This is a genomic window from Pseudomonas sp. JAI115 (genome assembly GCF_014200835.1).
Lineage (GTDB): Bacteria > Pseudomonadota > Gammaproteobacteria > Pseudomonadales > Pseudomonadaceae > Aquipseudomonas > Aquipseudomonas putida_A.
Window position 1 is genome coordinate 124,117 of record NZ_JACHCY010000005.1, and the last position, 24,341, is coordinate 148,457.

General features: G+C 61.8%; 26 protein-coding genes. 17 read left to right on the plus strand and 9 right to left on the minus strand.

The window, feature by feature from the left end; genetic code table 11:
• Positions 1-99: 99 nt before the first annotated feature.
• From urtB to HDC30_RS14050, 11 genes are all read left to right on the plus strand, one after another.
• Positions 100-1,602 carry an urea ABC transporter permease subunit UrtB gene (urtB, locus tag HDC30_RS14000; RefSeq protein ID WP_027613563.1) on the plus strand — a complete coding sequence of 501 codons (1,503 nt, stop codon included), beginning with the start codon at positions 100-102 and terminating at the stop codon, positions 1,600-1,602.
• Positions 1,602-2,681 carry an urea ABC transporter permease subunit UrtC gene (gene urtC / locus HDC30_RS14005; protein WP_096794793.1) on the plus strand — a complete coding sequence of 360 codons (1,080 nt, stop codon included), beginning with the start codon at positions 1,602-1,604 and terminating at the stop codon, positions 2,679-2,681. Before urtB ends, urtC begins: the two co-directional genes overlap by 1 nt.
• Positions 2,678-3,547 (plus strand): urea ABC transporter ATP-binding protein UrtD, encoded by an 870-nt coding sequence (gene urtD / locus HDC30_RS14010; RefSeq protein WP_183783649.1) that lies wholly within the window; start codon positions 2,678-2,680, stop codon positions 3,545-3,547. The genes urtC and urtD overlap by 4 nt, the downstream gene beginning before the upstream one ends.
• 140 nt (positions 3,548-3,687) lie before the next feature.
• Positions 3,688-4,386, plus strand: a complete 699-nt coding sequence (urtE, locus tag HDC30_RS14015) for an urea ABC transporter ATP-binding subunit UrtE (protein WP_183783651.1) — start codon at positions 3,688-3,690, stop codon at positions 4,384-4,386.
• A gap of 30 nt (positions 4,387-4,416) precedes the next feature.
• On the plus strand, positions 4,417-5,256 hold the full coding sequence (locus tag HDC30_RS14020; protein WP_103368046.1) for an urease accessory protein UreD: 840 nt from the start codon (positions 4,417-4,419) through the stop codon (positions 5,254-5,256).
• 158 nt (positions 5,257-5,414) lie between these two features.
• Positions 5,415-5,717, plus strand: coding sequence for an urease subunit gamma (gene ureA / locus HDC30_RS14025; RefSeq protein ID WP_007915951.1), 303 nt, complete (start codon positions 5,415-5,417; stop codon positions 5,715-5,717).
• Positions 5,718-5,726: 9 nt separating this feature from the next.
• The gene (locus HDC30_RS14030) at positions 5,727-6,260 is read left to right on the plus strand and encodes a GNAT family N-acetyltransferase (protein WP_183783653.1); all 534 of its coding nucleotides are present in this window, start codon (positions 5,727-5,729) and stop codon (positions 6,258-6,260) included.
• A gap of 6 nt (positions 6,261-6,266) precedes the next feature.
• Positions 6,267-6,803: a GNAT family N-acetyltransferase gene (locus tag HDC30_RS14035; RefSeq protein ID WP_183783655.1), complete on the plus strand. Its 537-nt coding sequence runs from the start codon at positions 6,267-6,269 to the stop codon at positions 6,801-6,803.
• The gene (locus HDC30_RS14040; protein WP_098966985.1) at positions 6,800-7,105 is read left to right on the plus strand and encodes an urease subunit beta; all 306 of its coding nucleotides are present in this window, start codon (positions 6,800-6,802) and stop codon (positions 7,103-7,105) included. The genes HDC30_RS14035 and HDC30_RS14040 overlap by 4 nt, the downstream gene beginning before the upstream one ends.
• A gap of 158 nt (positions 7,106-7,263) precedes the next feature.
• Complete coding sequence (ureC, locus tag HDC30_RS14045) at positions 7,264-8,964, plus strand: urease subunit alpha (protein WP_027613556.1); 1,701 nt, start codon at positions 7,264-7,266, stop codon at positions 8,962-8,964.
• A 147-nt stretch (positions 8,965-9,111) separates the two neighbouring features.
• A complete protein-coding gene (locus HDC30_RS14050) occupies positions 9,112-10,239 on the plus strand; it encodes a sensor histidine kinase (protein WP_183783657.1) in 1,128 nt (375 codons plus the stop codon).
• Between the two features lie 124 nt (positions 10,240-10,363).
• Here HDC30_RS14050 and HDC30_RS14055 read toward each other — a convergent pair whose 3' ends face one another.
• Both HDC30_RS14055 and HDC30_RS14060 read right to left on the minus strand, forming a co-directional pair.
• Positions 10,364-10,669, minus strand: coding sequence for a chaperone modulator CbpM (locus tag HDC30_RS14055; RefSeq protein WP_027613554.1), 306 nt, complete (start codon positions 10,667-10,669; stop codon positions 10,364-10,366).
• 23 nt (positions 10,670-10,692) lie between these two features.
• Positions 10,693-11,640 carry a DnaJ C-terminal domain-containing protein gene (locus HDC30_RS14060; RefSeq protein ID WP_183783666.1) on the minus strand — a complete coding sequence of 316 codons (948 nt, stop codon included), beginning with the start codon at positions 11,638-11,640 and terminating at the stop codon, positions 10,693-10,695.
• 291 nt (positions 11,641-11,931) lie between these two features.
• Between HDC30_RS14060 and HDC30_RS14065 the strand changes: the two genes are divergently transcribed.
• Positions 11,932-13,206: an Hsp70 family protein gene (locus HDC30_RS14065; RefSeq protein ID WP_027613552.1), complete on the plus strand. Its 1,275-nt coding sequence runs from the start codon at positions 11,932-11,934 to the stop codon at positions 13,204-13,206.
• Between the two features lie 135 nt (positions 13,207-13,341).
• Here the strand turns inward: HDC30_RS14065 and HDC30_RS14070 are convergent, their stop codons facing one another.
• The 3 genes from HDC30_RS14070 to HDC30_RS14080 all read right to left on the minus strand — a co-directional run bounded on the left by HDC30_RS14070 (position 13,342) and on the right by HDC30_RS14080 (position 15,716).
• Complete coding sequence (locus HDC30_RS14070; RefSeq protein ID WP_027613551.1) at positions 13,342-14,355, minus strand: AI-2E family transporter; 1,014 nt, start codon at positions 14,353-14,355, stop codon at positions 13,342-13,344.
• A gap of 197 nt (positions 14,356-14,552) precedes the next feature.
• Positions 14,553-14,858, minus strand: a complete 306-nt coding sequence (locus tag HDC30_RS14075) for a PsiF family protein (RefSeq protein WP_007966973.1) — start codon at positions 14,856-14,858, stop codon at positions 14,553-14,555.
• A gap of 63 nt (positions 14,859-14,921) precedes the next feature.
• Positions 14,922-15,716, minus strand: coding sequence for a helix-turn-helix transcriptional regulator (locus tag HDC30_RS14080; RefSeq protein WP_097089890.1), 795 nt, complete (start codon positions 15,714-15,716; stop codon positions 14,922-14,924).
• Positions 15,717-15,813: 97 nt separating this feature from the next.
• Between HDC30_RS14080 and HDC30_RS14085 the strand changes: the two genes are divergently transcribed.
• Positions 15,814-16,701 carry a DMT family transporter gene (locus HDC30_RS14085; RefSeq protein ID WP_097089889.1) on the plus strand — a complete coding sequence of 296 codons (888 nt, stop codon included), beginning with the start codon at positions 15,814-15,816 and terminating at the stop codon, positions 16,699-16,701.
• 120 nt (positions 16,702-16,821) lie between these two features.
• Here the strand turns inward: HDC30_RS14085 and HDC30_RS14090 are convergent, their stop codons facing one another.
• The 3 genes from HDC30_RS14090 to HDC30_RS14100 all read right to left on the minus strand — a co-directional run bounded on the left by HDC30_RS14090 (position 16,822) and on the right by HDC30_RS14100 (position 18,748).
• On the minus strand, positions 16,822-17,712 hold the full coding sequence (locus HDC30_RS14090; protein ID WP_183783668.1) for a triacylglycerol lipase: 891 nt from the start codon (positions 17,710-17,712) through the stop codon (positions 16,822-16,824).
• Positions 17,713-17,803: 91 nt separating this feature from the next.
• Complete coding sequence (locus HDC30_RS14095; RefSeq protein ID WP_183783670.1) at positions 17,804-18,109, minus strand: multidrug efflux SMR transporter; 306 nt, start codon at positions 18,107-18,109, stop codon at positions 17,804-17,806.
• Complete coding sequence (locus HDC30_RS14100) at positions 18,110-18,748, minus strand: FMN-dependent NADH-azoreductase (RefSeq protein ID WP_183783672.1); 639 nt, start codon at positions 18,746-18,748, stop codon at positions 18,110-18,112.
• A 108-nt stretch (positions 18,749-18,856) separates the two neighbouring features.
• On the opposite strand from HDC30_RS14100, the gene HDC30_RS14105 reads away from it, so the two are divergent.
• Positions 18,857-19,786: a LysR substrate-binding domain-containing protein gene (locus HDC30_RS14105; protein WP_183783674.1), complete on the plus strand. Its 930-nt coding sequence runs from the start codon at positions 18,857-18,859 to the stop codon at positions 19,784-19,786.
• 90 nt (positions 19,787-19,876) lie between these two features.
• Positions 19,877-20,410 carry a bacterioferritin gene (locus HDC30_RS14110; protein ID WP_027613544.1) on the plus strand — a complete coding sequence of 178 codons (534 nt, stop codon included), beginning with the start codon at positions 19,877-19,879 and terminating at the stop codon, positions 20,408-20,410.
• Between the two features lie 102 nt (positions 20,411-20,512).
• On the opposite strand, the gene HDC30_RS14115 is transcribed toward HDC30_RS14110, so the two are convergent.
• Positions 20,513-22,588, minus strand: coding sequence for an AsmA family protein (locus tag HDC30_RS14115; RefSeq protein ID WP_097089886.1), 2,076 nt, complete (start codon positions 22,586-22,588; stop codon positions 20,513-20,515).
• A 385-nt stretch (positions 22,589-22,973) separates the two neighbouring features.
• Between HDC30_RS14115 and HDC30_RS14120 the strand changes: the two genes are divergently transcribed.
• Entirely contained in the window at positions 22,974-23,438 is a 465-nt protein-coding gene (locus HDC30_RS14120) for a hypothetical protein (protein WP_098966970.1), read from the plus strand.
• A gap of 172 nt (positions 23,439-23,610) precedes the next feature.
• The gene (locus HDC30_RS14125) at positions 23,611-24,243 is read left to right on the plus strand and encodes a TetR family transcriptional regulator (protein WP_027613541.1); all 633 of its coding nucleotides are present in this window, start codon (positions 23,611-23,613) and stop codon (positions 24,241-24,243) included.
• The last annotated feature ends 98 nt before the right edge of the window (positions 24,244-24,341 follow it).

The following is a 24,341-nucleotide window of genomic DNA, read 5'->3' on the forward strand; positions in this document are numbered from 1 at the left end:
CGCGACCGCTGGATTTGGGGCTGCTTCGCAACCCATCGGGGATGAATCCCCTCGCCACAAAGACTGCGCCCACAATTAGTCCGCGCAAGGCGACTCTTTATGCCGACTACCCTATACCGCTTCATCCTCGCCATCGCACTGCTGTTGCCGATGACTGCCTTTGCCGGTGACGCCGAAGACTTCGTCGCCGCCAATCCCGTGCAGCAAGCCAGACTGCTGGAAGCCTGGGCCGCGCAGCCCGAGCCGGCGCGTGTCGAGCTGATCAACGCCCTGCAACAAGGCGAATTGACCCTCGACGGCCAGCCGAAAACCCTGCGCCTGAACAACCGCCTGCGGGGTCTGATCGACACCGCGTTGGCCAGCCACCAATTGCTCGCCGCCGACGCCAAAACCCGTCTGACTGCCGCGCAGCAATTGCAGAAAAGCGCGAAACCCGCGCAGCTGAAATTCCTCGACCAGCAACTGGCTGGCGAAAAAGACGAGAACGTCCACGCCGCCCTGAGCCTGGCGCTGGCCAATCTGCAGCTGGTCGACAGCGATCCGGCGGTGCGTCTGGCCGCCGTGCGCCTGCTCGGCGAAACCGGCGATCCGCTGGCCCGCACGCGCCTCGAAGGCCTGCTCGAACCCGGCGTGGAAAGCGATGCCGGGGTGCGCACCGCCGCCGAAACCAGTCTGGCTCAGGTCAAGCGCAAACTGCTGATCGGCGAAGTGTTGGGTCAGGCGTTCAGCGGCATGTCCCTCGGCTCGATCCTGCTGCTCGCGGCCCTCGGGCTGGCGATCACCTTCGGCCTGCTCGGGGTGATCAACATGGCCCATGGCGAGATGCTGATGCTTGGCGCCTACTCGACCTACGTGGTGCAGCTGATGTTCCAGCGCTACGCCCCGCAAGCCATCGAGTTCTATCCGCTGATCGCACTGCCGGTGGCGTTCTTTGTCACGGCGGCGATCGGCATGGCGCTGGAACGCACGGTGATTCGTCATCTCTACGGCCGGCCGCTGGAAACCCTGCTCGCCACCTGGGGCATCAGCCTGATGCTGATCCAGTTGGTGCGCCTGCTGTTCGGAGCGCAGAACGTCGAGGTGGCGAACCCGGCGTGGCTGTCCGGCGGTATTCAAGTGCTGCCGAATCTGGTGCTGCCGTACAACCGCATCGTGATCATCGCCTTCGCCTTGTTCGTGGTGGTGCTGACCTGGCTGCTGCTGAACAAGACCCGCCTCGGCCTCAACGTGCGTGCGGTCACGCAGAACCGCAACATGGCTGCCTGCTGCGGCGTGCCGACCGGGCGCGTCGACATGCTCGCCTTCGGCCTCGGCTCGGGCATCGCCGGCCTCGGTGGCGTGGCGCTGAGCCAGATCGGCAATGTCGGCCCGGACCTCGGCCAGAGCTACATCATCGACTCATTCCTGGTAGTGGTGCTCGGTGGCGTCGGCCAACTCGCCGGCAGCGTGCTCGCTGCGTTCGGCCTGGGCATCGCCAACAAGATTCTCGAACCGCAGATCGGTGCGGTACTGGGCAAGATCCTGATCCTCGCGCTGATCATTCTGTTCATCCAGAAACGTCCGCAAGGCCTCTTCGCACTGAAAGGACGGGTGATCGACTGATGAACCAGCCTCTACTTGTCACGGCCACGCAAAAGGCCGGCCCGAAAGTCACCCTCGCCATCGGCGCGGTGATCCTCGCGCTGCTGATCGCTCTACCGTTGCTCTCGCTGTTGCCGGCAGACAGCGCGCTGCATGTCTCGGCCTACACCCTGACGCTGGTCGGCAAAATCCTCTGCTACGCCATCGTCGCTCTGGCGCTGGATCTGGTCTGGGGCTACGCCGGGCTGCTGTCGCTGGGCCACGGCCTGTTCTTCGCCCTCGGCGGTTATGCGATGGGCATGTACCTGATGCGTCAGGCCGCCGGTGATGGTTTGCCGGCGTTCATGACTTTTCTGTCGTGGACCGACCTGCCGTGGTACTGGAGCGGCACCAGCAGCTTTATCTGGTCGATGTGTCTGGTGGTGCTGGCACCGGGTCTGCTGGCGCTGGTGTTCGGCTTCTTCGCCTTCCGCTCGCGGATCAAGGGTGTGTATTTCTCGATCATGACCCAGGCCCTGACCTTCGCCGGGATGCTCCTGTTTTTCCGCAACGAGACCGGCTTCGGCGGCAACAACGGCTTCACCAATTTCCGCACGATTCTCGGTTTCGGCATCACTGAGCCGGGCACCCGCGCGGTGCTATTTCTGGCGACCGTACTGTTGCTGGTGGCGAGTCTGTTCATCGGCTGGCGTCTTGCACAGAGCAAGCTCGGCCGGGTGCTGACCGCGCTGCGCGATGCAGAAAACCGCCTGATGTTCTGCGGCTACGACCCGCGCGGTTTCAAACTGTTCGTCTGGGTCTTGAGCGCGGTGCTGTGCGGTCTGGCCGGGGCCCTGTACGTGCCGCAGGTCGGCATCATCAACCCCAGCGAAATGTCGCCGACCAACTCGATCGAGGCGGCGGTATGGGTCGCCCTCGGCGGTCGCGGCACGCTGATCGGGCCGCTGCTCGGTGCCGGTGTGGTCAACGGCATGAAGAGCTGGTTCACCGTGGCCTTCCCTGAATACTGGCTGTTCTTCCTCGGCGCGCTGTTCATCGTCGTGACGTTGTATTTGCCCAAAGGCGTGATCGGCCTGCTGAAGAAACGAGGTGAACAATGAGAGTCACTGCGAGTGCTGAATTCATGCTCGAACCGGCGTTTTTCCCCGTGGAACCGAACAAGGACGAAGGCACCAGCCGTGACACGATCGGCCTCGGCCAACGCGTCGGCCCGGGCCTCGATACCCGTCACGGCACGATCCTGACCCTGGAAGACATCAGCGTCAGCTTCGACGGCTTTCGCGCGCTGAACAATCTGAACCTGTACATCGGTGTCGGCGAACTGCGCTGCATCATCGGCCCCAACGGCGCGGGCAAGACCACGCTGATGGACGTGATCACCGGCAAGACCCGCCCCAGCCACGGCAAAGCCTGGTTCGGCGAAACCCTCGACCTGACGCAGATGAGCGAAGTACAGATTGCCCAGGCCGGCATCGGGCGCAAGTTCCAGAAACCCACAGTGTTCGAAGCGCTGAGCGTGTTCGAGAACCTGGAACTGGCGCAGAAAACCGACAAGTCGGTGTGGGCCAGTCTGCGGGCGAAGTTGAGCGGCGAGCAGAAAGACCGGATCAGCGAAGTGCTCGACACCATCCGCCTGACCACCTCGGTCAATCGCCCGGCGGGCTTGCTGTCCCACGGGCAGAAACAGTTTCTGGAAATCGGCATGTTGCTGATGCAGGACCCGCAACTGCTGCTGCTCGACGAGCCGGTGGCGGGCATGACCGATGCCGAAACCGAATTCACCGCCGAGCTGTTCAAGTCGCTGGCCGGCAAGCATTCGCTGATGGTGGTGGAGCACGACATGGGCTTCGTCGGCTCGATTGCCGATCATGTGACGGTGCTGCATCAGGGCAGCGTGCTGGCCGAAGGGTCGCTGGAGCAGGTGCAGGAAAACGAGCGGGTGATCGAGGTCTATCTCGGCCGCTGAATTTTGCGAATGCAAAACCTGTGGGAGCGAGCCTGCTCGCGAAAGCGGTGCATCAGGCGCTGAAAATGCTGAATGTGACGCCGCATTCGCGAGCAGGCTCGCTCCCACAGGGTTCTGTGTGCAACAGAAGGAATTTGAACATGCTGCAAGTCGACAAGCTGCACCAGTACTACGGCGGTAGCCACATCCTCCGTGGCCTCTCATTCGAGGTAAAAGTCGGCGAAGTCACCTGCCTGCTCGGGCGCAACGGCGTGGGCAAGACCACCCTGCTCAAATGCCTGATGGGCCTGTTGCCGGCCAAGGAAGGCGTGGTGAATTGGGAAGGCAAAGCGATCACCACGTTCAAGCCGCACCAGCGGGTACACGCCGGTATCGCCTATGTGCCACAGGGCCGGGAAATCTTCGGCCGGCTCACGGTGGAAGAAAATCTGCTGATGGGCCTGTCCCGTTTTCCCGGCAGCGAAGCGAAAGAAGTCCCAGGTTTCATCTACGAATTGTTCCCGGTGCTGCTACAAATGAAGCAGCGCCGCGGCGGCGACCTGTCCGGCGGTCAGCAACAGCAGCTGGCTATCGGTCGCGCCCTGGCCAGTCGTCCGCGTTTGCTGATCCTCGACGAGCCCACCGAAGGCATCCAGCCCTCGGTGATCAAGGAGATCGGCGCGGTGATCAAAAAGCTCGCGGCGCGTGGCGACATGGCGATTTTGCTGGTGGAGCAGTTCTACGATTTCGCTGCGGAGCTGGCCGATCAGTACCTGGTGATGTCCCGGGGCGAGATCGTGCAGCAGGGCCGCGGTGAAAATATGGAGGCCGAGGGTGTACGAGGTCTGGTAACAATTTAATCTGTAGCTTCCTAACGATAATTACAAACCATGAACTTACCGCTTCCCACTGCCCTGTTTACCCCGAGCTGGCACGCCGAGCTGGAGCTGGCCTACGCCCGCTTCGGCGACTGTACGCGCCCGGTTCAGCGCCGGCATCTCGGCCCGCTGCGCGTGCAAAAGCACCTGTATGCCGAAGGCCCCGAGGTCTGCCAGCACATCATCGTCCACCCGCCCGGCGGGATCGCCGGCGGTGACCGGCTGAACATCAGCGCCCGCGTCGAAGCAGACGCCTGGGCGCAGATCACCAGCCCCGGCGCGGCCAAGTGGTATCGCGCAGCGGGGCCGGCGTATCAGCAACTCGATTTGAAAGTGGCCGCAGGTGCGACGCTGGAGTGGCTGCCGCAGGAAACCATCGTCTACAGCGCCGCCCAGGCCGAACTCACCACCTCGATCGAGCTTGAGGGCGATGCGCGGCTGTTCTACTGGGACGTGGTGGCGCTGGGCCGACCGGCCAGTGGCGAGCGCTTCGACCTCGGACACTTTCAAGCGCATCTGGATATCCGCCGTGACGGGCGATTGCTCTGGCACGAGCGTCAGAGGATTACTGGCGGTGACGGGTTGCTGGATTCGCCGATCGGTCTGGATGGCCATCCGGTGTTTGCGACGCTGCTGGTGAGCGGTGAAATCGATGCCGAGCTGCTGGAGCGTTGTCGCTCGCTGGGCCATGAGGTGCGCGGTGATCTGACCCAGTTGCCCGGCCTGTTGGTGGCTCGGTGTCTGGCGTCAGAAGCATTGCTCGCCCGTGCCTGGCTCATCGATTTATGGCGTTTGTTACGCCCGGCTCTGCTAGGCCGCGAAGCCCAGCCCCCGCGAATCTGGAACACCTGAAATGCAATCCAATTGTGGGAGCGGGCTTGCTCGCGAAAGCGCTTTATCCGTCACCTCAAATATTGAATGTGCCGGCGCCTTCGCGAGCAGGCTCGCTCCCACAGGGATCTGTGCCAACAGTCCCGACCCTTTTCAATCTGCCCTGATGGATACCCGCAATGGACCTGACCCCACGCGAAAAAGACAAGCTGTTGATCTTCACCGCCGGCCTCGTCGCCGAACGCCGACTGGCCCGAGGTGTGAAGCTCAACTACCCGGAAGCCATGGCCTACATCTCCGCAGCGCTGCTCGAAGGCGCCCGTGATGGCCAGACCGTGGCCGAGCTGATGCACTTCGGCACCACCCTGCTGAGCCGTGAACAGGTGATGGAAGGCATCCCGGAAATGATCCCGGAGATCCAGGTCGAAGCGACGTTCCCCGACGGCACCAAACTGGTCACCGTCCACCAACCGATCGTCTGAGGCCGCGCCATGACCTACACCATTCGCGATGCCCTGCACGCCGACCTGCCGGCAATCCGCGACATCTACAACGACGCGGTGCTCAACACCACGGCGATCTGGAACGAATCGGCGGTCGACCTCGGCAACCGCCAGGCGTGGTTTAGCGCCCGTCAGGCCCAGGCCTACCCGATTCTGGTGATCGTCGACGTCGACAACGTTGTGCTCGGCTACGCTTCCTTTGGCGACTGGCGGCCGTTCGACGGTTTCCGCCATACCGTCGAGCACTCGGTCTACGTGCGCAGCGACCAGCGCGGCAACGGCCTTGGCCCGCAATTGATGAGCGTGCTGATCGAGCGGGCCAAAGCCTGCGACAAGCATGTGATGGTCGCCGCCATCGAAAGTGGCAACGCCGCTTCCATTCGTCTGCATGAGCGCGCCGGTTTCAGCATCACTGGACAAATACCGCAAGTCGGCACCAAGTTCGGCCGCTGGCTCGATCTGACCTTCATGCAACTGACCCTCAATCCTGGCGCCCAGCCGCCGGTCGCCAACAAGGAGTGATACGCGATGAACCCCGCCCAACTGCGACGCGTCAATGCGGAAAGTTTTGCGCACTATCGTCAGGGCCTGATTGATCTGCTGCTCGACGCCGTGGGTTATGGCGCCAGCGTCGGCTTCATGGCCGACCTCGATGCCGCGCAGGCCCGCGCCTATTTCGATGAAGTGCAGCAACAAGTGAACAAGGGCAGCGTGTTGCTCTGGGTGGTGGTCAAGGATGAAGAGGTGCAGGCCAGCGTGCAGTTGGGCCTGTGCCAGAAGGCCAACGGCCTTAATCGCGCAGAAGTGCAGAAGCTGCTGGTGCGTGAACAGGCGCGCCGCCGTGGCCTCGGCCAGCAATTGATGAATGCGCTGGAGCTCGAAGCGGCCAAGCACAAGCGCGGCATGCTCTACCTCGACACCGAGGCTGGTTCGCCCGCCGAAGATTTCTACAAGGCCCTGGGTTACACCCGCGCCGGCGAAATTCCCGACTACGCCTGCGACCCGCACGGCACGTATCGCCCGACCGCCCTCTACTACAAGACTCTGCAAGGAGCCCGGCCATGATTCCCGGCCAGTACCAGATCCAGCCCGGCGACATCGAATTGAATGTCGGCCGCCGCACCCTCAGCCTGAAAGTCGCCAACAGCGGCGACCGGCCGATCCAGGTCGGTTCGCACTATCACTTTTTCGAAACCAACGACGCGCTGACCTTTGATCGCGCGGCCAGCCGTGGCATGCGCCTGAACATCCCCGCCGGCACCGCGGTGCGCTTCGAGCCGGGGCAAAGTCGCGAGGTCGAGCTGGTGGAGTACGCCGGGCATCGGCGGGTGTTCGGCTTTGCCGGGCGGGTCATGGGTGATCTCTAAGTAATACGGTGTCTGCTCTGGCCCCTTCGCGAGCAAGCCCGCTCCCACATTAAACCGAGTTCCTCCAGCTGGAATCCGATCCCCTGTGGGAGCGAGCCTGCTCGCGAAAGTGAGCGCAGCGAACGATCTCAAAACCAATTGAATTCCAAGGCGAACACATGAAGATCTCGCGTCAAGCCTACGCCGACATGTTCGGCCCCACCGTCGGCGACAAGGTGCGCCTGGCGGACACCGAGTTGTGGATCGAAGTCGAAAAGGACTTCACCACCTACGGCGAAGAAGTCAAATTCGGCGGCGGCAAAGTGATCCGCGACGGTCAGGGCCAGAGCCAGCTGCTCGCCGCCGAAGTGGTCGACACGCTGATCACCAATGCGCTGATTATCGACCACTGGGGTATCGTCAAAGCCGACGTCGGCCTCAAGGACGGGCGCATCGCCGCGATCGGCAAGGCCGGTAACCCGGACGTACAGCCCAACGTGACCATCGCCATCGGCGCCAGCACCGAGGTGATCGCCGGTGAAGGCATGATCCTCACTGCCGGCGGCATCGACACGCACATCCACTTCATCTGCCCGCAGCAGATCGAAGAAGCGCTGATGAGCGGCGTCACCACCATGATCGGCGGCGGCACCGGGCCGGCGACCGGCACCAACGCCACCACCTGCACCTCCGGGCCGTGGCACCTGGCGCGCATGCTCCAGGCCGCCGACGCGTTCCCGATGAACATCGGCCTCACCGGCAAGGGCAACGCCAGCCTGCCGGAGCCGCTGATCGAGCAGGTCAAGGCCGGCGCCATCGGCCTCAAACTGCACGAAGACTGGGGTACCACCCCGGCGAGCATCGACAACTGCCTGAGCGTCGCCGACCAGTACGACGTGCAGGTGGCGATCCACACCGACACCCTCAACGAATCCGGTTTCGTCGAAACCACCCTCGGCGCGTTCAAGGGCCGCACCATTCACACCTATCACACCGAAGGTGCCGGCGGCGGTCATGCGCCGGACATCATCAAGGCCTGCGGTTTTCCTAACGTGCTGCCGAGCTCGACCAACCCGACCCGGCCGTTCACCCGCAACACCATCGACGAACACCTCGACATGCTGATGGTCTGCCACCACCTCGACCCGAGCATCGCCGAAGACGTGGCGTTCGCCGAAAGCCGTATCCGCCGCGAAACCATCGCCGCCGAAGACATCCTCCACGACCTCGGCGCGTTCTCGATGATCAGCTCCGACAGCCAGGCCATGGGCCGCGTCGGCGAAGTCATCACGCGCACCTGGCAGACCGCCGACAAGATGAAAAAGCAGCGCGGCCCGCTGCCGCAGGACGGCGAAGGCAACGACAACTTCCGCGCCAAGCGCTACATCGCCAAGTACACGATCAACCCGGCGATCACCCATGGCATCAGCCATGAAGTGGGTTCGATCGAAGTTGGCAAATGGGCCGACCTGGTGCTCTGGCGTCCGGCGTTTTTCGGTGTGAAACCGACGCTGATCCTCAAGGGCGGCGCCATCGCCGCCAGTCTGATGGGCGACGCCAACGCGTCGATTCCAACCCCGCAACCGGTGCACTACCGCCCGATGTTCGCCAGTTACGGCGGCTCGCTGCACGCCACCAGCCTGACGTTCATCAGTCAGGCCGCGCAGGAGGCGGGGTTGCCCGAGGCATTGGGCCTGAAGAAGAAAATCGGCGTGGTCAAAGGCTGCCGCGACGTGCAGAAAACCGACCTGATCCACAACGATTACTTGCCGAACATCGACGTCGATCCGCAGACCTATCAGGTCAAGGCCGACGGCGTGCTGCTCTGGTGTGAGCCGGCGGAAACCTTGCCGATGGCTCAGCGTTACTTCCTGTTCTGACACACGACAAAAGGCCCCCGACCCGCGTCTTGCGCACGGGCCGGGGGCCTTTTTCATGGGGCAGGAAAACCGATGTGCAAACGGTCGTGTATTTCCCGCCAAAGGGACTAATATTCGATTCGCTCCGCCTTTTTTCAGGAACTGCCCATGCGTCTTTCCGAGTTCATCGTGGCCAATATCGACCCTATCGTCGATGAGTGGGAACAGTTCGCCGCGACCATCACGCCGGCCGCCGACTATCTGGATTCCACTGCGCTGCGCGATCACGCCAGCGAGATTCTGCGGGCCGCCGCCCGCGACATGAACAAGCCGCAAAGCCCCGCCGAACAGGCTGCCAAGGCCAAGGGCGAAGGCCCGGAAAAGACCCCGAGCCTGGACGAGGCCGGCGCCAGCCATGGCGAACTGCGCCACACCGTCGGTTTTGACCTGGTGCAGATGACCAGTGAATTCCGCCATTTGCGTGCCTGCGTGATCCGCCTGTGGGTCAACAGCCTTGACTCGCCGGACATGACCTATTTTCAGGACATGATCCGTTTCAACGAAGCCATCGACGAGGCACTGGCCGAATCCACCGCGGCCTACGCCGAGCAGGTCAATCGCTCGCGGGACATTTTCCTCGCCATCCTCGGCCATGACCTGCGTGCGCCGCTGCAGGCGGTGAGCATGTCCACCGAACTGCTGCTGCGCAAATCCAGCCTTGAAGGCGATGCCCTGGCCTGCGCCCAGCACATCAAGCGTGGCGCGCGGCACATGGCGACGATGGTCAGCGATCTGCTGGAACTGGTGCGCAGTCGTCTGGGCCGTAGCCTGCCGATCGAGCCGGCACCGATGGATCTGGCCGTTGCGGCGCGAGCGGCGATCGCCGAAGCTTGCGCCGGTCAACCGCAATCCGATCCCAGGCTCACCGTGCACGGTGACACCAGCGGCGTGTGGGACGCCGGACGGATCGACCAATTACTGCAAAACCTGATCGGCAATGCCTTGCAGCACGGTGCCAACCAGCGCGACGTGACCCTCGATCTGCGTGGCGAGGGCGACCACGTGTGCCTGTCGGTGCACAACTACGGCACACCGATTTCCGAAGAGGCGATCGGTACGATTTTCGACCCGCTGGTGCGCAGCGCCGACGAAGAACTCGGACAGCCGTCGACCAGCCTCGGGTTGGGTCTGTTTATCGTCAAGGAAGTGGTGACCGCCCATGGCGGGACGATCGATGTCAGCTCGAGTGAGGCTGACGGGACGTTGTTCAGTGTGGTGTTGCCGAGAAAGGTTTAAGCAGGCCAACCGCGTAATCGTTCTTCGCGAGCAGGCTCGCTCCCACAGGAGACCGCAGTCAACCTGTGGGAGCGAGCCTGCTCGCGAAGGGGCCGGCAAAGACACTCCAGAACCAACGGTAAAACTATTCGACCACCAAACGCCCCAACCGCTGGCGCAGCATGCGATTCTCGGCTCGCAGTTCCTTCACTTCATCCAGCAGATCAAGTGCCAGGGCGACGCCCTCCCACTCCAGCTCCAGCTCGCGCCGCAACTTCGCGGCGCGCTTGGCCAGGCTCAGTTCGTAGTCGGTGAACCGCCATTCCCGGGGCTGCGCGCCCTGAGGTTCGAGGATGCCGTGTTCGACGATTTCGATCACGTAGACGTCCGACAGATCGGCCGCCTCACAGAATTCTGCCATGTCCAGTTGAACGATCAGGGGGCTGCTCATGATGGGCTACTCCGTCGTCGGATTCAGAAGTTCTCTCGTGGGTTGAACGCAGCTTTCTTCGCCAGTTCCTGCCACAGCGCCTTGACCTCGTCGTCGGAGGTTTTCGGCATCACGGCCTTGAGCTGCACGAACAGGTAACCGCGCTCACCGGCCTTGTTCTTCAAGCCATGCCCCTTGGCGCGCATGCGCTGACCGTTCTGACTGCCGGCCGGAACCTTGAGGTTGATCTTGCCGGTCAGGGTCGGCACGGCCACCTCGGTGCCCAGCGCCAGCTCCCACGGTGCCAATGGCAAGGTGATGATCAGGTTTTCGCCTTCGACATCGAATTTCGGGTGCGGCGCAAAGCGAATGGTCAGGTACAGATCGCCATTGGCCCCGCCACCGATGCCCGGTGCGCCCTGGCCTTTGAGGCGGATGCGCTCGCCGTCGGTGACGCCCGCCGGGATCTTCACATTCAGGCTCTTGCTGGTGTTGCTGACGTGCTGACCGTTGGCGTTGTATTGCGGGATCTGGAAGCTGACCTTCTTCGATTCGTCCGACAGCGTCTCCTCAAGGAAGACCGGCAGTTCCATTTCCACGTCTTGCCCTCGGCGCCCTGCACTGCGTTGTTGCCGACCGTCGCCACCGAAACCGGCGCCGCGATTGCCGAAGATCGAACTGAAGAAGTCCGAGAAGTCGCCGGTGTCGCCACCGCCGCCGCCAAAACCGCCACGGCTCTGCCAGCCCGGCGGGCCCTGGAACGGCTGACCGTGCTGGCCATAACGGCGCAGCTCGTCATATTCGGCGCGTTTGTCGGCGCTTTTCAGCGCTTCATAGGCTTCCGAGGCGTCCTTGAACTTGGCCTCAGCGTCTTTTTCCTTGCTGACATCGGGGTGGTATTTGCGCGCCAGCTTGCGATAGGCAGCCTTGATCGCCTTGTCGTCCGCTGTCGGCTCCACGCCGAGTATCTTGTAATAGTCTTTGAAGTCCATCGAAGGAATCACCATCCGTTATCGATTTCGCGCCGAGACCAGCATGCGCTCATTCGCGCGTGCCGGGTTGACCGATCTCAACTTTGTGACCGGGTGGCGCAGCAGAAGTTTATCGGCAGTGGACGACGGTTCTTGCGACCGCCGGTATGTCTGCCGGCCCATGCCAGCAAGTTTGGGGCGAAGCTGCGACTTTCAAGAAGCTTAGTCGTGAAATAGCAGATGACCGGCCTTCGAATCTGCCGCGCACTGACATACACTGCGCGGCCGTTTTTTGACCGGAACCCGAAAGACATGAACAACGCCTCTCCAGCCCGTGCCTGCGGTATCGACTTCGGCACCTCCAACTCCACCGTCGGCTGGCTGCGCCCCGGCATGGAAACGATGATCGCGCTGGAAGACGACAAGATCACCCTGCCGTCGGTGGTGTTCTTCAATATCGAAGAGCGCCGTCCGGTTTACGGGCGCCTGGCCCTGCACGAGTACCTGGAAGGCTACGAAGGCAGGCTGATGCGCTCGCTCAAGAGCCTGCTCGGTTCCAAGCTGATCAAGCACGACACCAGCGTCCTCGGCACGGCGATGCCGTTCAAGGATCTGTTGGGGCTGTTCATCGGCCAGCTCAAGAGCCGTGCCGAAACGGCCGCCGGTCGCGAGTTCGAACAAGTGGTGCTGGGGCGTCCGGTGTTTTTCGTCGATGACGACCCGCTGGCTGACCAGGAAGCCGAAGACACCCTGGTCGAAGTGGCACGCAAGCTCGGCTTCAAGGACGTGTCGTTCCAGTACGAACCGATCGCTGCAGCATTCGACTACGAGTCGACCATCGAAAAAGAAGAGCTGGTGCTGATCGTCGACATCGGCGGTGGTACCTCGGACTTCTCGCTGGTACGTCTGTCGCCCGAGCGTCGCGGCATGGACAACCGCCACGATGACATCCTCGCCACCGGCGGCGTGCACATCGGCGGGACCGACTTCGACAAACAGCTGAGCCTGCAAGGCCTGATGCCGCTGTTCGGCTACGGCAGCCGGATGAAGAGCGGCGCCTACATGCCGACCAGTCACCACATGAACCTGGCGACCTGGCACACCATCAACTCGGTGTACTCGCAGAAATCCACCCTGGCGCTGGGCAGCATGCGCTACGACATCGAGGACACCGGCGGTATCGACCGTCTGTTCAAGCTGATCGAACAGCGCGCCGGGCACTGGCTGGCGATGGAAGTCGAAGAAACCAAGATCCAGCTGACCCACGCCGACAGCCGCCACGTACCGCTGGACCGTATTGAGCCGGGCCTGAGCGTGGAACTGAGCCGCGCCCTGTTCGAATCGTCGATCGACGCCTTGCTTGAACGCGTGCGCGGCAGCGTTACGCAGCTGTTGAACGATGCCAACGTGTCGGTGGCGCAGGTCGATACGGTGTTCTTCACCGGCGGTTCGAGCGGCATTCCGGCACTGCGCAATAGCGTCTCGGCGATGCTGCCGAATGCGCGACATGTGGAAGGGAATATCTTTGGCAGCATCGGCAGCGGTCTGGCGATTGAGGCGATGAAGCGCTACGGCGCGACGGCCTGATCCGGAATCGGCAGTGCGCCCTTCGCGAGCAAGCCCGCTCCCACAGTAGATCGCATTTCAACTGAAGGAATGCGCTCAAAATGTGGGAGCGAGCCTGCTCGCGAAGAGGCCAGCTCAAACACTACAAATTCTGAATCAAACCATCCCGCCCAGCTTCAACTCACTCTTCAGGTACGCGTAATAAATCGGCCCCGCCACCACTCCCGGCAGGCCGAACGCAGCTTCGAACACCAGCATCGCCAGCAGCAACTCCCACGACTTGGCACTGATCTGCCCGCCGACGATGCGCGCGTTGAGGAAGTATTCGAGCTTGTGGATAAAGATCAGATAGCCCAGCGCCGCCACCGCCACCCAGATCGACAGCGACAGGCCGACGATGGTGATCAGCGTGTTCGACATCAGGTTGCCGATCACCGGCAGCAGGCCGAGCAGAAAGGTCAGGACGATCAGGGTCTTGGTCAGCGGCAGCTTGATACCGAACAGCGGCAAGACCACCACCAGGAAAATCGCGGTGAAGAACGTGTTCAGCAGGGAAATCTTGATCTGCGCGAAGACGATGTTTCGAAAGGCTTGAACCACCAGATGCAGACGGTCGAACAGGGCGGCGGCCAGCGGTTTGCGTTTGGTCAGATCCGGCACGCGCTGCAGGGCAATGATCGCGCCGAGGACCATGCCGATCAGCAGGGTGACGAACATATGCGCCGCGTCCTTGCCCACCAGTTGCAGCTCGGACAGGTGCTTGCTCGCCCATTCGCCGATGGCCACGCGAAATTCCGCTGCGCTGGCCGGCAGGTAGGCGTCGAGAAACGGCGGCAGTTGCCCGCGCGCGCGATCGACCACGCCCATGAATTTGTCGAGCGAGGCGCCCGGATTTTCCGCTTCGTGCAGCAGGAAACTGATGGCGCCGGCAAAGATCAGCGCCAGCACACTGACCACCAGGGTGCCCAGCAGTGCCACCGCCAGCCAGCGCGCACGCCGACCTTCGATCAGCCGTTGCAGTTGCGGGGTGAGCATGTTGACCAGCTCGAACACCAGCAAACCGGCCAGCAGGCTGGGCAACAAGCGCAGCGGCAACGCCAGCAGCAAGCCGCCGCAGATGATGATGCAACTGACCCAAAACACAACATGACGCTCAGAAAACGTTGGCATACAGCCTCAAAACGAACGGCGTAAAAGGATTGGCAGTCTGCCAGCGATCCGGGGAGAGCACTAGGGATATGCAGGGGCTATTGTCGTGCTCAATGGCCCCTTCGCGAGCAGGCTCGCTCCCACAGGGGGTACGCATTTCAATGTGGGAGCGAGCCTGCTCGCGAAGAGGCCGGCCCGTTCACCGCAATCCTTGCTGATTATTTTTTCTTCAGGCAATCACTCATGAAGGTCTTGCGCGCATCGCCGGTCAGCGCCTTGGTTTTCGCATCGGCGTTGCAGGTTTTCATTTTTTCCTGCTGCGGGGTCAGCACTTTGCCGTCATTGGCGGCCGGTGCAGCCTTGAGGCAGGTGCTCATGAAAGTCTTGCGCTCGTCGCCTTTGAGGCTCTTGGCGGTAGCATCAGCATTGCAGGTGGTCATTTTGTTCTGTTGCGCCGTGGCGGCGAAACCCTGGGAACACAGGAGCAGACCGATCATCAACAAAGGGACACGCAACATCTTCATGGAGTTTTCTCCTTGTCGCCGCATCGATGGATGCGGCCTCCGCTGAAGTGTAGCCAAATCTTGTTACACCTTCCTGCCTTCCAGGTGGCTACGCCGATACTGTTCCGGCGTACATCCGGCCTGCCGGGCAAACATGGCGATGAAGGCCGAGCCGCTGCTGTAGCCGAGATCGAAGGCGATCTCCTGCACGCTGCGGGTACTTTCCAGCGCCTCGATGGCCGCGAGATAACGCAGGCGCTGACGCCATTCGCCGAAACTCATCCCCAGTTCACGCACGAACTGCCGGGCCAGCGTGCGCTCACTTACGTACACCTGCGCCGCCCAGTGCGCCAGTGGCTGGTTATTGCCCGGATCAGCCTGCAAGGCGTCGAGGATCGCCAGCAACCCAGGATTGCTCGCGTACGGCAGATAACATTCATGTACCGGCGCCTGTTGCAGTTGATCGACCAACACCTGGGCCAGACGCTGGTCAGCGTCGAGTTCGGGGATCTTCACGTCGCGGGCGGCGAAGTCCTTGAGAATCGCCTTGAGAATGTCGCTGATTGCCAGCGTGCAGGCGCGCGGCGGCAGATCGGCGCAAACCTTCGGATCGAGGCACACCGCGCGGTAGTTGACCGGTTGGTGGCTGTAGAAACTGTGCTCGACCTGCGGCGGCACCCACACCGCGTAGTGCGGTGGCGACATGAAGCGGCTGCCGTCGACATCCATGTGCAGCACGCCGTGGGCCGCGTACTCCAGCGTGCCCCACGGATGGCGGTGCGGCGCCGCATATTCATGGGTGTTGAAATCGGCGTAGCGGAAGTACACCGCCGACGGCAGTTCGCTGAAATCCAGCAGATCGATATGTTTACTGTTCATGCTGTCCGGTTGCAGAGGCAGGTTGTCCGTTTCGCAGTATAGGCCTACATCCAGACAAGGGATAATCAGCGTTCATCAACGTACTGGTTTTAACCCCATGCAATACGCGTTTCCCCTGCTGGCGATTTTCATCTGGGCCGGCAATACCGTGATCAACAAACTGGCGGTCGGGGCGATCTTCCCCGCCGAGATCGGTTTCTATCGCTGGCTGCTGGCCGGCCTGTTGTTCACCCCGTTCATGTTCAAAGTGGTGATCGCGCACTGGCCGCAGATCCGCCCGAACCTGGGCAAGATCTTTATCCTCGGCGTGCTCGGGATGGCGGTCTATCAAAGCCTCGCCTACTTCGCCGCGACGCTGACCACGGCGACCAACATGGGCATCATCCTGTCGCTGATGCCGCTGATGTCGCTGGCTATGGCAATCATCAGCCTCGGCCAGCGCCTGACCGCTGGGGCATTGTTCGGCGCGGTGCTGTCGTTCGCCGGCGTGCTGGTGGTGGTGTCGTCCGGCAGCCTCGGCGCGCTGCTGCAACATGGAGTGAACCTGGGTGACGCGATGATGCTGATCGCCACCCTGGCCTACGCGATCTACAGCACCCTGCTGAAAAAATGGCAGCTGCGCCTGCCGCCGCTGGTGTTGCTGTACCTGCAGGTGCTGGTGGCGATTGTGGTGCTGTTTCCGCTGTACGCCGCCTCGCCGAAAACCGGCTTCACCGCGCAGAACATTCCGCTGGTGCTGTATGCGTGCCTGCTGGCCTCGATGCTCGCGCCGCTGGCGTGGATGCAGGCGGTACAGCGCCTGGGACCGAGCCGCACGACGTTGTTCTTTAACCTGCTGCCGCTGATTACCGCGCTGATTGCGGCGGTGGTGTTGAAGGAAGAGCTGGCGATGTATCACCTGGTGGGTGGGGTGTTGACGTTGGGTGGGGTGATTCTGTCGGAGCGCTGGACCACCGTTCTAGGCCGAAAACTCAGCGTTGCCTGATCTGGCCCTGTGGTGAGGGGATTTATCCCCGATGGGCTGCGCAGCAGCCCTTGTTTTGAGATAAAAAGCGGGGCCGCTGCGCGCCCCATCGGGGATAAATCCCCTCACCACAAAAGCGAGTCACAATCCGGCGGCCTTTAGCCGCGCCGCATGCTCGACAAACAACCGCACCGGATCCGCGCCCTTCCCCACCAGCCCCAGCGACTGATTGACGATGTCGAAGTGATCCAGCGGATAGTCGTCGCCAATCACCGTGCCGAGGTGCGAGCTGTAGCGCCCGACCATCCCGTCACACTGCCCTGGCTCGCGCACGAAGGTTTTCGCGAACAAGCGGCAGCTGCGGTTGGTGCCGTCGAACAGGTTGCCGCCGCGATCGGTCTTGCCCGGTTGCAAGGTTCCCGACCACGAGTAATAACGCACGCCATTGACCTTTTCCGGCCCGTGACCACCCCAGGTCTCGGGCAGGCCCTGTGGATAACGCTGATTGAACAGCGCCACGCCTTCGCTGGTCAGCGATTGATGCGAAGCGTGGATGTCCACCGGCAGTTTCGGCCCGTGGTAACCGGTTTCCAGCAACGCCATCAGCCAGCCGACAAAACGCAACAGCACCTCAAGCATGCGGCCCTTGGCGCTGTTCGCCGGGTAGTGTTTCTGCAGATAGTCGGCCAGTTCAGAACCGTGATTGGGCCCGGCCACGGAGGTTACCGAGGCGACCAGATCCGGCCGTTTCGCGGCGGCATAACGTGCGGTCAACGAGCCTTGGCTGTGGCCGAACAGATTGACCCTGGCGGCGCCGGTCTCGCGCAGAATTTCGTCGATGCGCACCAGCAACTGCTCGCCACGCACCTCGGTGGAATTGAGCGGCGATACCTGCACCGCAATCACCGTCGCCCCGCCACGGCGCAACGCCTTGATGATCCCGTACCAGTACGGATACAGCAGCAGCCGGATGAACCCTAGCATGCCCGGCACCAGCACCAGTGGATAACGTGTCGCCGAACCTTGTGACATGGGCAAACATCCTTGTGGTCGCTGAGTGGATGCCAGACGTGCAAAACGCCCGCCAAGCCTCCTCCCTGATGATGACAACTGCACCATCAGCCTACTTCAGGCCCACCACCCCCGCCACAATCAGCCCCACCGACAGCAGTTTGACCAGGGTCAGGCTCTCGCCGAGCAGGGCAAAACCGAGAAACACCGTGCCCAGCGAGCCGATCGCCGTCCAGATCGGATAGGCGATGCTCACCGGCAACTCGCGCATCGCCAACGTCAGGAAGTAGATCCCGCCAGTCGCCGCCACCACCGTGATCAGCGACGGCCACAAGCGGGTAAAGCCTTCGGCGTACTTCATGCCCATGGCGAAAGTCACCTCGAAGCCGGCGGCGATCAGCAGGAACAACCAGGCCACTTAGAACGTCCGGGCGAGGTCGAGCAAGCGCTGCTCGGCCTCGGCCACTGATACCGCGAAGGTGCGCTCGGCCGACTCTTCGCCCTCGGCTGCGACCACGCTGACGTCGTTGATGCCGACGAAGCCCAGCGCCGTGCGCAGCCATGGATCGGCATGGTTCAACGCTTCCAGTTCGCCGCCGGGGCCGAAGCCGAAACCGCCGCGACTGGTGACGATCAGCGCTTTCTTGCCTTGCAGCAGCGGCGTGTACTGGGCCACGCCGTTGTCCAGGGTGTGGTCGAACGTCAGGCCCAGGCGCACGATCTGATCGACCCTGGCCTTGAGGCCGCTGGGCACGCTGAAGTTGTACATCGGCGTGGAAATCAGCAGCAGGTCATGCTCGAACAACTCGCCGACCAGTTGATCGCTGAGCGCCAGATCGGCCTGCATCGACAGCGGGCGTGCTTCGGGTTCAGGGTAAAACGCCGCCGCCACAAACGCTTCGTTGACGGCTGGAATCAGCGCCCGTCCGACTTCACTGCGGGTGACCTGCGCCTGCGGATGACGTAATTGCCAGGCACTGAGAAAGCTTTCCGCGAGGCGCCGCGAATGCGAACGCTCACCCCTTGGACTGGCATGGATCGCAAGAATCTTGCTCATCTGAATCTCCTTGGGACTAGACTTTAATGGCTGCGTAGCGCCAGATTGGCGCCGACCCGCCGCCGTCTCAACTGAGCAAAAATCAGTCGGGATGAATCTGTTTCATCCATGGAGTATTCAATGTTCGCCTCGTTGCCGCTGACTGCCCTGCGCGCCTTCGAATCCGCTTCGCGGCTGTTGAGCTTTAAGGCCGCTGCTGAAGAGCTGTCAGTCACACCGACGGCGATTTCCCATCAGATCCGAGCGCTGGAAGACTGGCTCGGCGTGGCGCTGTTCGAGCGTTTGCCGCGTCAGGTGCGCCTGACCGAAGGGGGCGAGCGGCTGTTTCGCAGCTTGCACGGGGCGCTGCTGGAAGTGGCGCAAAGCGTCGACACCCTGCGTCCGCAACGCAGTGGCAGCAGCCTGACGCTATCGACCACCGCCGCGTTTGCCGCGCTGTGGCTGGTGCCGCGCCTCGGAAGGTTTTATGCGCAACACCCGAACATCAACGTGCGCCTCGATACCCACTGCGAAGTCATCGACCTGCATCAGGACGCCAGCGTCGATCTGGTGCTGCGCTATAGCCTCGACGATTACCCCAACCTTTACGGCTTGTGCCTGTTCGATGAGACCTTCGGCGTGTATGGCTCGCCGGAACAGGTGGCGCTGGCCGCCCGGCGCACGCCGGCGCTGATCAGCGTGCGCTGGCACAACTCGAAGCTGTATGCCCACGGTTGGGAAGCGTGGTGCGCTGGCTCAGGCGAAAACTGGTTGAACCAGCATCCGGCGATTCGCGAGTACGACGAAGAGCATTACGCCCTGCAAGCAGCGATTGCCGGACAAGGTCTGGTGCTGGCGAGCAATATTCTGGTCTCGCAGAGCGTCGCCAGTGGGTTGCTGGTGCCGTACAAGGGGCAGGTGCAAGTCGATGGTGCCGGATACAGCGCGCTGTGTGTGCCGGGACGGGAGCGGCATCCGCCGGTGCGGGCATTTTTTGCCTGGTTGCGCGAAGAAGCGCAGTTGTCCGGGCTGGTACCAAGGTCGCCGGAAATCTCATAAAACTTTTTACGTCGCTCAGGACTCACAACTTGGGTAACCGATCACGCCTGTAGAGCGTGGCGCCATTGGATTAGCCTCCTGGAGATCAACATGAGCGACGACCTGCACTTGTCAGATGTCAAAACCCTGCGCGAACGTGCGCGACAACACGTCGAGAACGGCGCGGTAACCGAGAGCTACAGCGCCGACCGTGACGAGGTGCTGCGCTTGCTCAACGAGTCGCTGGCCACCGAGCTGGTCTGCGTGCTGCGTTACAAGCGTCATTACTTCATGGCCAACGGCGTCAAAGCCCACGTGGCCGCTGAAGAATTCCTCGAACACGCAACCCAGGAAGCACAACACGCCGACCGTCTGGCCGAGCGCATCGTGCAACTGGGCGGCGAGCCGGAGTTCAATCCGGACCTGCTGTCGAAAATGTCCCATGCCCAATACGTGGCCGGGAACACCTTGAAGGAAATGGTCTACGAAGACCTGGTGGCCGAACGGATCGCCATCGACAGCTACCGCGAGATCATCCAGTACATCGGCGAAAAAGACCCGACCACCCGGCGCATCTTCGAAGACATCCTCGCGCAGGAAGAAGAGCATGCGGATGACATGGCCGACATTCTGAAAGACTTGTAAGCCTTTCAAAAAACGCCTTCGCGAGCAGGCTCGCTCCCACACTGGAATCTATTTCAAATGTAGGAGCGAGCCTGCTCGCGAAAGGGCCCTGTCAGTCACCGATCATTTTGTTGGCTTGACGGTCACTGGCGCCTTGCCCGCCTTCATCTGTTCAAGCAGAGGCGCACACTGGTTCGGCTCCCCACCGCTCGGCGCCACCAGCGCCAACAACCCCGCCGCCGGTGCAGCAATCACACCCAGCGCCACCATCCCCGCGCCGCGCAGCATCAATGGCACAGCCTTGACCCCGGCGTCCGGCTTGATGAACTTGCCGCGCACGTACAACGGTGAACGCAGCGAAATCAGACGCCAGCCCTTGGACTCCGGTGTCACCGTCAGGTCCAATTGCTCGGTGGCCATGTTCGCGGTGCCGTCGATGTAGATGATCGCGTTCTCGGTATCGAACACAAACAACCGCGTGGTCGCCAGGCCAGTCTTGATGTCGAAGTCCGCCGCCGCGCAGTTGATCTTCACTTCCTTGTCGCCAAAAATCTTGCCGACCACGTAGTTGCCGACGTTGAGTCCCGCCAGTTCCATCAGCTCACGGCTGATTGCGCCGTCGTTGATCAGCATCTTCAACTGGCCATTGGCGCCGCCGAGCAGCTTGGCCACCGAGTTGCCGCGACCGCTGATATCAGCATCACCGTTGAGCTCACCGAAGCTGGTTTTCATCGGTTCGAAGGTCGGGAACAACTGCTTGAGCTTGAAGCCGCGCGCAGTCAGTTTGGCCCGGCCTTCCAGCGGTTCGGTGCGACCATTGAGGCGGATCTGCGCGTCCAGATTGCCGCCGGCCACGCCGAAGCGCAGCGGCTCGAGGCTGAGTTCGCCGTCGTTGAGTTTCAGGTGGGTATAGAGGTCGGTGAACGGCAGCTTTTCGCTGTGGACGATGCGCTTGCCGGTGAACTCGACGTCGGCATCCATCGCGCGCCAGCGGTCGGTCTTGAATTCTTCCACCGGCAGCACTTTGTCGGTCGGCTGCTTGCTCTCGCCGCCGCGGGCCTTTTGCTTGTCATTCGAGTCGGCGCCGATCAGCGGCGCGAGGTCGGCGAACAGCAATTGATTGGACAGCAACGCGCCGCTGAGCTTGGGCCGTGGCTGGCTGGCGACGTAGGTCAGATCGCCGTGAATGTCACTGCCGCCGATCTTGCCGTTGAACTGTTCATAGGTGAATTTCGCACCGGCGGCGTCATGCAATTTGGCAATCAGATGGCCGTCGGTGGAGTACGGCGGCGTGTCCGGCAGGGTCACGCCGGTCAGTGGATAGAGGTTGCCGAGGCTGGCGCCGGCCAGTTTCAGACGCAGATCAAGAGCGCCAAGGTTCAGCGGGTCGGTCAAGGTGCCAGCGAGTTCGATGCTGGTGGCGCCGATCTTCGCCTGGGCCTGCAGCGGGAATGGTTTGTTCGCGTCCTGCAACGCCAGCAATCCGCCGATCTTGCCTTGGCCAGTGAGGTTCTGGCCGTGGTATTGGCCTTTGACCTTCAGCGCGAATGCATAGTCCTGCGGCGCGGCGCCCTTGTCCTGCGCGGTCTTCGCGGCTTTGGCTCCGACGATATCGCTGAACGGAATCGGTTTGCCCAGCGGATCGATCAACACGTCGAGATTAGTCTTGAGTGTCTGGTCATCCAGGGTGACGTGGCCCTTGTCGAAGCCAATCGCACCGATGTCCACCACCCAGTTCGACGGTTCGGCATTCGGGTCTTTCGGGTCGAACTTGAAGGTCCAGTTGGCGCGGCCATCGGCCAGGCGTTGCAGTTGCGCGTTGGGTTCGGTCAGGTCGATTCGCGGGATCGTCACCCGTTGCGCCAGCAGTGCCAGCGGCGAGATGCGCAGTTCCACGCGTTTGAGCGTGACCATCTGCGGCTGCTTCGACCAATCCGGGTTGCCCAGCGTCAGGTCCTCAGCCACCACGTGCGGCCACGGCACCCAGGCCCGCCAGCCGCCTTCGTCCGGCTCACGCTGCCAGATCACCGCGAGGTTGCCATTGATGGCGAACGGACGATGCAATTCTTCCGAGACTTTGGCGTTGAGCGGCGGTTTGATCCGGTTCCAGTCGAAGAACACGATGATCAGAACCAGTACCGCCAGCAGCAGTACGAGAGTGGCGAAGGTCCAACTGAAGATTTTTCCGGTGCGCGTCATGCACAAAACTCCTGATGACGACCGCACGCCGATTTCGCGACGCACAGCTGAAACGGCGGGCCAAAGCGGCCCTCATGAATTCTACGACTGGCAAACAGTGCGCAGGTTTAATCGGAATATAGATTCCGCGGCAAAAAATCGCCCGAATGCTGACCGATTGGTCGAACAGCGTTACCGCTGCCCGCACATTTGCGAGGCGCGAGTGAGTCGAAAATACCCACTGCGGTGCAAAACCACCGCCCGCAAATGCCCGAGCTAGAGCGCTTCCGCAGAACAATCAATTCTGTTGATTATTACCATTGCGTTTATGAACTTTTATATCGACTTATCGAGAGTAGCATTGGCTTCGTACCCACTTTATCGCCCTCCCAAGGAGCAACCCATCATGAAACGCCAATTACTGCTCAGCCTTACCCTGTCGATGCTAGCCAGCACTGCTTTCGCCCTGCCCGCTGCCGATCAGGCTACCCCACAAGTGAAATCCAGCCACTCGGTGTTCAGCCAGACTGTGGCGGCTGACGGCAGCGACCGTACCCCACAAGGTCAGACCCTGGCTGAAAACGGTCGTCATCGTCTGGAAGAAAAAGGTCTGGTTGAAGATGGCTACGACAAGACCCCACAAGGTCAAGCTGTAGCAGAAGGCGGCCGTGATCGCCTGGAACAGAAAGGTCTGGTTGAAGACGGCTATGACAAAACTCCACAAGGTCAGACCCTGGCTTCCGATGGCAGCGACCGTACCCCACAAGGCCAGACCCTGGCTGAAGACGGTTTCGATAAAACCCCACTGGGCCAAGCCGTTGCCGAAGGCGGTGGTGACCGTGTGATCGAACGCAACAGCGCTTTGAGCTAAGCCCATGGCGGCCTGGAAAAAAAGCCCAATCACCGGATTGGGCTTTTGACTTTTTCAGTACCGACAATCTGCGAAACCTTTTTTCCTGCTGACTTTCCCCCTGCCGTTCGACGCCAGCAAAGCCGATTTGCTAGAGTGCGGCGCTTGTCCCGCTCAAGAAAACGCCTTTGCGATGCTGCCCCGCGCCGAACAGAAACAACAGACCCGCAACGCCCTGATGGACGCTGCCCGCCATTTGATGGAAAGCGGCCGAGGTTTCGGCAGCCTGAGCCTGCGCGAAGTGACCAAGACCGCCGGCATCGTGCCCACCGGTTTCTATCGGCATTTCGCCGACATGGACGAGCTGGGTCTGGTGCTGGTCAGTGAAGTAGGCCAGACCTTCCGCGAAACCATCCGCCTGGTGCGCCACAACGAATTCGTCATGGGCGGGATCATCGATGCGTCGGTGCGGATCTTCCTCGACGTGGTCAGCGCCAACCGTTCGCAGTTCCTGTTTCTCGCTCGTGAGCAATACGGCGGCTCGCAGCCGGTGCGTCAGGCGATTGGCCGTCTGCGCGAAAACATCAGCGCCGACCTCGCGGCCGACCTGACGCTGATGCCCAAGCTGCAACATCTGGATGCTGCCGGCCTGAGCGTGATCGCTGACCTGATCGTCAAATCGGTATTCGCCACCCTGCCGGACATCATTGACCCGCCCGCCGAGGCCCTGCCGGAGCATCTGACGCCGCAGGCGAAGATCACCCAGCAATTGCGCTTCATCTTTATCGGCCTCAAGCACTGGCAAGGGTTGGGCAGTACCGAGTAATTCCCTTTCCCAAAACCCCACAAATCCCCTGTAGGAGTGAGCCTGCTCGCGATAGCGTCCGTTCAGTCAGCCGAGAATTGACTGGAAGACCGCTATCG

Bases quoted from the DNA above. Each gene is read 5' to 3' on its own strand.
- urtB (WP_027613563.1), top strand. From the start codon at position 100: ATGCCGACTACCCTATACCGCTTCATCCTCGCCATCGCACTGCTGTTG.
- urtC (WP_096794793.1), top strand. From the start codon at position 1,602: ATGAACCAGCCTCTACTTGTCACGGCCACGCAAAAGGCCGGCCCGAAA.
- urtD (WP_183783649.1), top strand. From the start codon at position 2,678: ATGAGAGTCACTGCGAGTGCTGAATTCATGCTCGAACCGGCGTTTTTC.
- urtE (WP_183783651.1), top strand. From the start codon at position 3,688: ATGCTGCAAGTCGACAAGCTGCACCAGTACTACGGCGGTAGCCACATC.
- HDC30_RS14020 (WP_103368046.1), top strand. From the start codon at position 4,417: ATGAACTTACCGCTTCCCACTGCCCTGTTTACCCCGAGCTGGCACGCC.
- ureA (WP_007915951.1), top strand. From the start codon at position 5,415: ATGGACCTGACCCCACGCGAAAAAGACAAGCTGTTGATCTTCACCGCC.
- HDC30_RS14030 (WP_183783653.1), top strand. From the start codon at position 5,727: ATGACCTACACCATTCGCGATGCCCTGCACGCCGACCTGCCGGCAATC.
- HDC30_RS14035 (WP_183783655.1), top strand. From the start codon at position 6,267: ATGAACCCCGCCCAACTGCGACGCGTCAATGCGGAAAGTTTTGCGCAC.
- HDC30_RS14040 (WP_098966985.1), top strand. From the start codon at position 6,800: ATGATTCCCGGCCAGTACCAGATCCAGCCCGGCGACATCGAATTGAAT.
- ureC (WP_027613556.1), top strand. From the start codon at position 7,264: ATGAAGATCTCGCGTCAAGCCTACGCCGACATGTTCGGCCCCACCGTC.
- HDC30_RS14050 (WP_183783657.1), top strand. From the start codon at position 9,112: ATGCGTCTTTCCGAGTTCATCGTGGCCAATATCGACCCTATCGTCGAT.
- HDC30_RS14055 (WP_027613554.1), bottom strand. From the start codon at position 10,669: ATGAGCAGCCCCCTGATCGTTCAACTGGACATGGCAGAATTCTGTGAG.
- HDC30_RS14060 (WP_183783666.1), bottom strand. From the start codon at position 11,640: ATGGACTTCAAAGACTATTACAAGATACTCGGCGTGGAGCCGACAGCG.
- HDC30_RS14065 (WP_027613552.1), top strand. From the start codon at position 11,932: ATGAACAACGCCTCTCCAGCCCGTGCCTGCGGTATCGACTTCGGCACC.
- HDC30_RS14070 (WP_027613551.1), bottom strand. From the start codon at position 14,355: ATGCCAACGTTTTCTGAGCGTCATGTTGTGTTTTGGGTCAGTTGCATC.
- HDC30_RS14075 (WP_007966973.1), bottom strand. From the start codon at position 14,858: ATGAAGATGTTGCGTGTCCCTTTGTTGATGATCGGTCTGCTCCTGTGT.
- HDC30_RS14080 (WP_097089890.1), bottom strand. From the start codon at position 15,716: ATGAACAGTAAACATATCGATCTGCTGGATTTCAGCGAACTGCCGTCG.
- HDC30_RS14085 (WP_097089889.1), top strand. From the start codon at position 15,814: ATGCAATACGCGTTTCCCCTGCTGGCGATTTTCATCTGGGCCGGCAAT.
- HDC30_RS14090 (WP_183783668.1), bottom strand. From the start codon at position 17,712: ATGTCACAAGGTTCGGCGACACGTTATCCACTGGTGCTGGTGCCGGGC.
- HDC30_RS14100 (WP_183783672.1), bottom strand. From the start codon at position 18,748: ATGAGCAAGATTCTTGCGATCCATGCCAGTCCAAGGGGTGAGCGTTCG.
- HDC30_RS14105 (WP_183783674.1), top strand. From the start codon at position 18,857: ATGGAGTATTCAATGTTCGCCTCGTTGCCGCTGACTGCCCTGCGCGCC.
- HDC30_RS14110 (WP_027613544.1), top strand. From the start codon at position 19,877: ATGAGCGACGACCTGCACTTGTCAGATGTCAAAACCCTGCGCGAACGT.
- HDC30_RS14115 (WP_097089886.1), bottom strand. From the start codon at position 22,588: ATGACGCGCACCGGAAAAATCTTCAGTTGGACCTTCGCCACTCTCGTA.
- HDC30_RS14120 (WP_098966970.1), top strand. From the start codon at position 22,974: ATGAAACGCCAATTACTGCTCAGCCTTACCCTGTCGATGCTAGCCAGC.
- HDC30_RS14125 (WP_027613541.1), top strand. From the start codon at position 23,611: ATGCTGCCCCGCGCCGAACAGAAACAACAGACCCGCAACGCCCTGATG.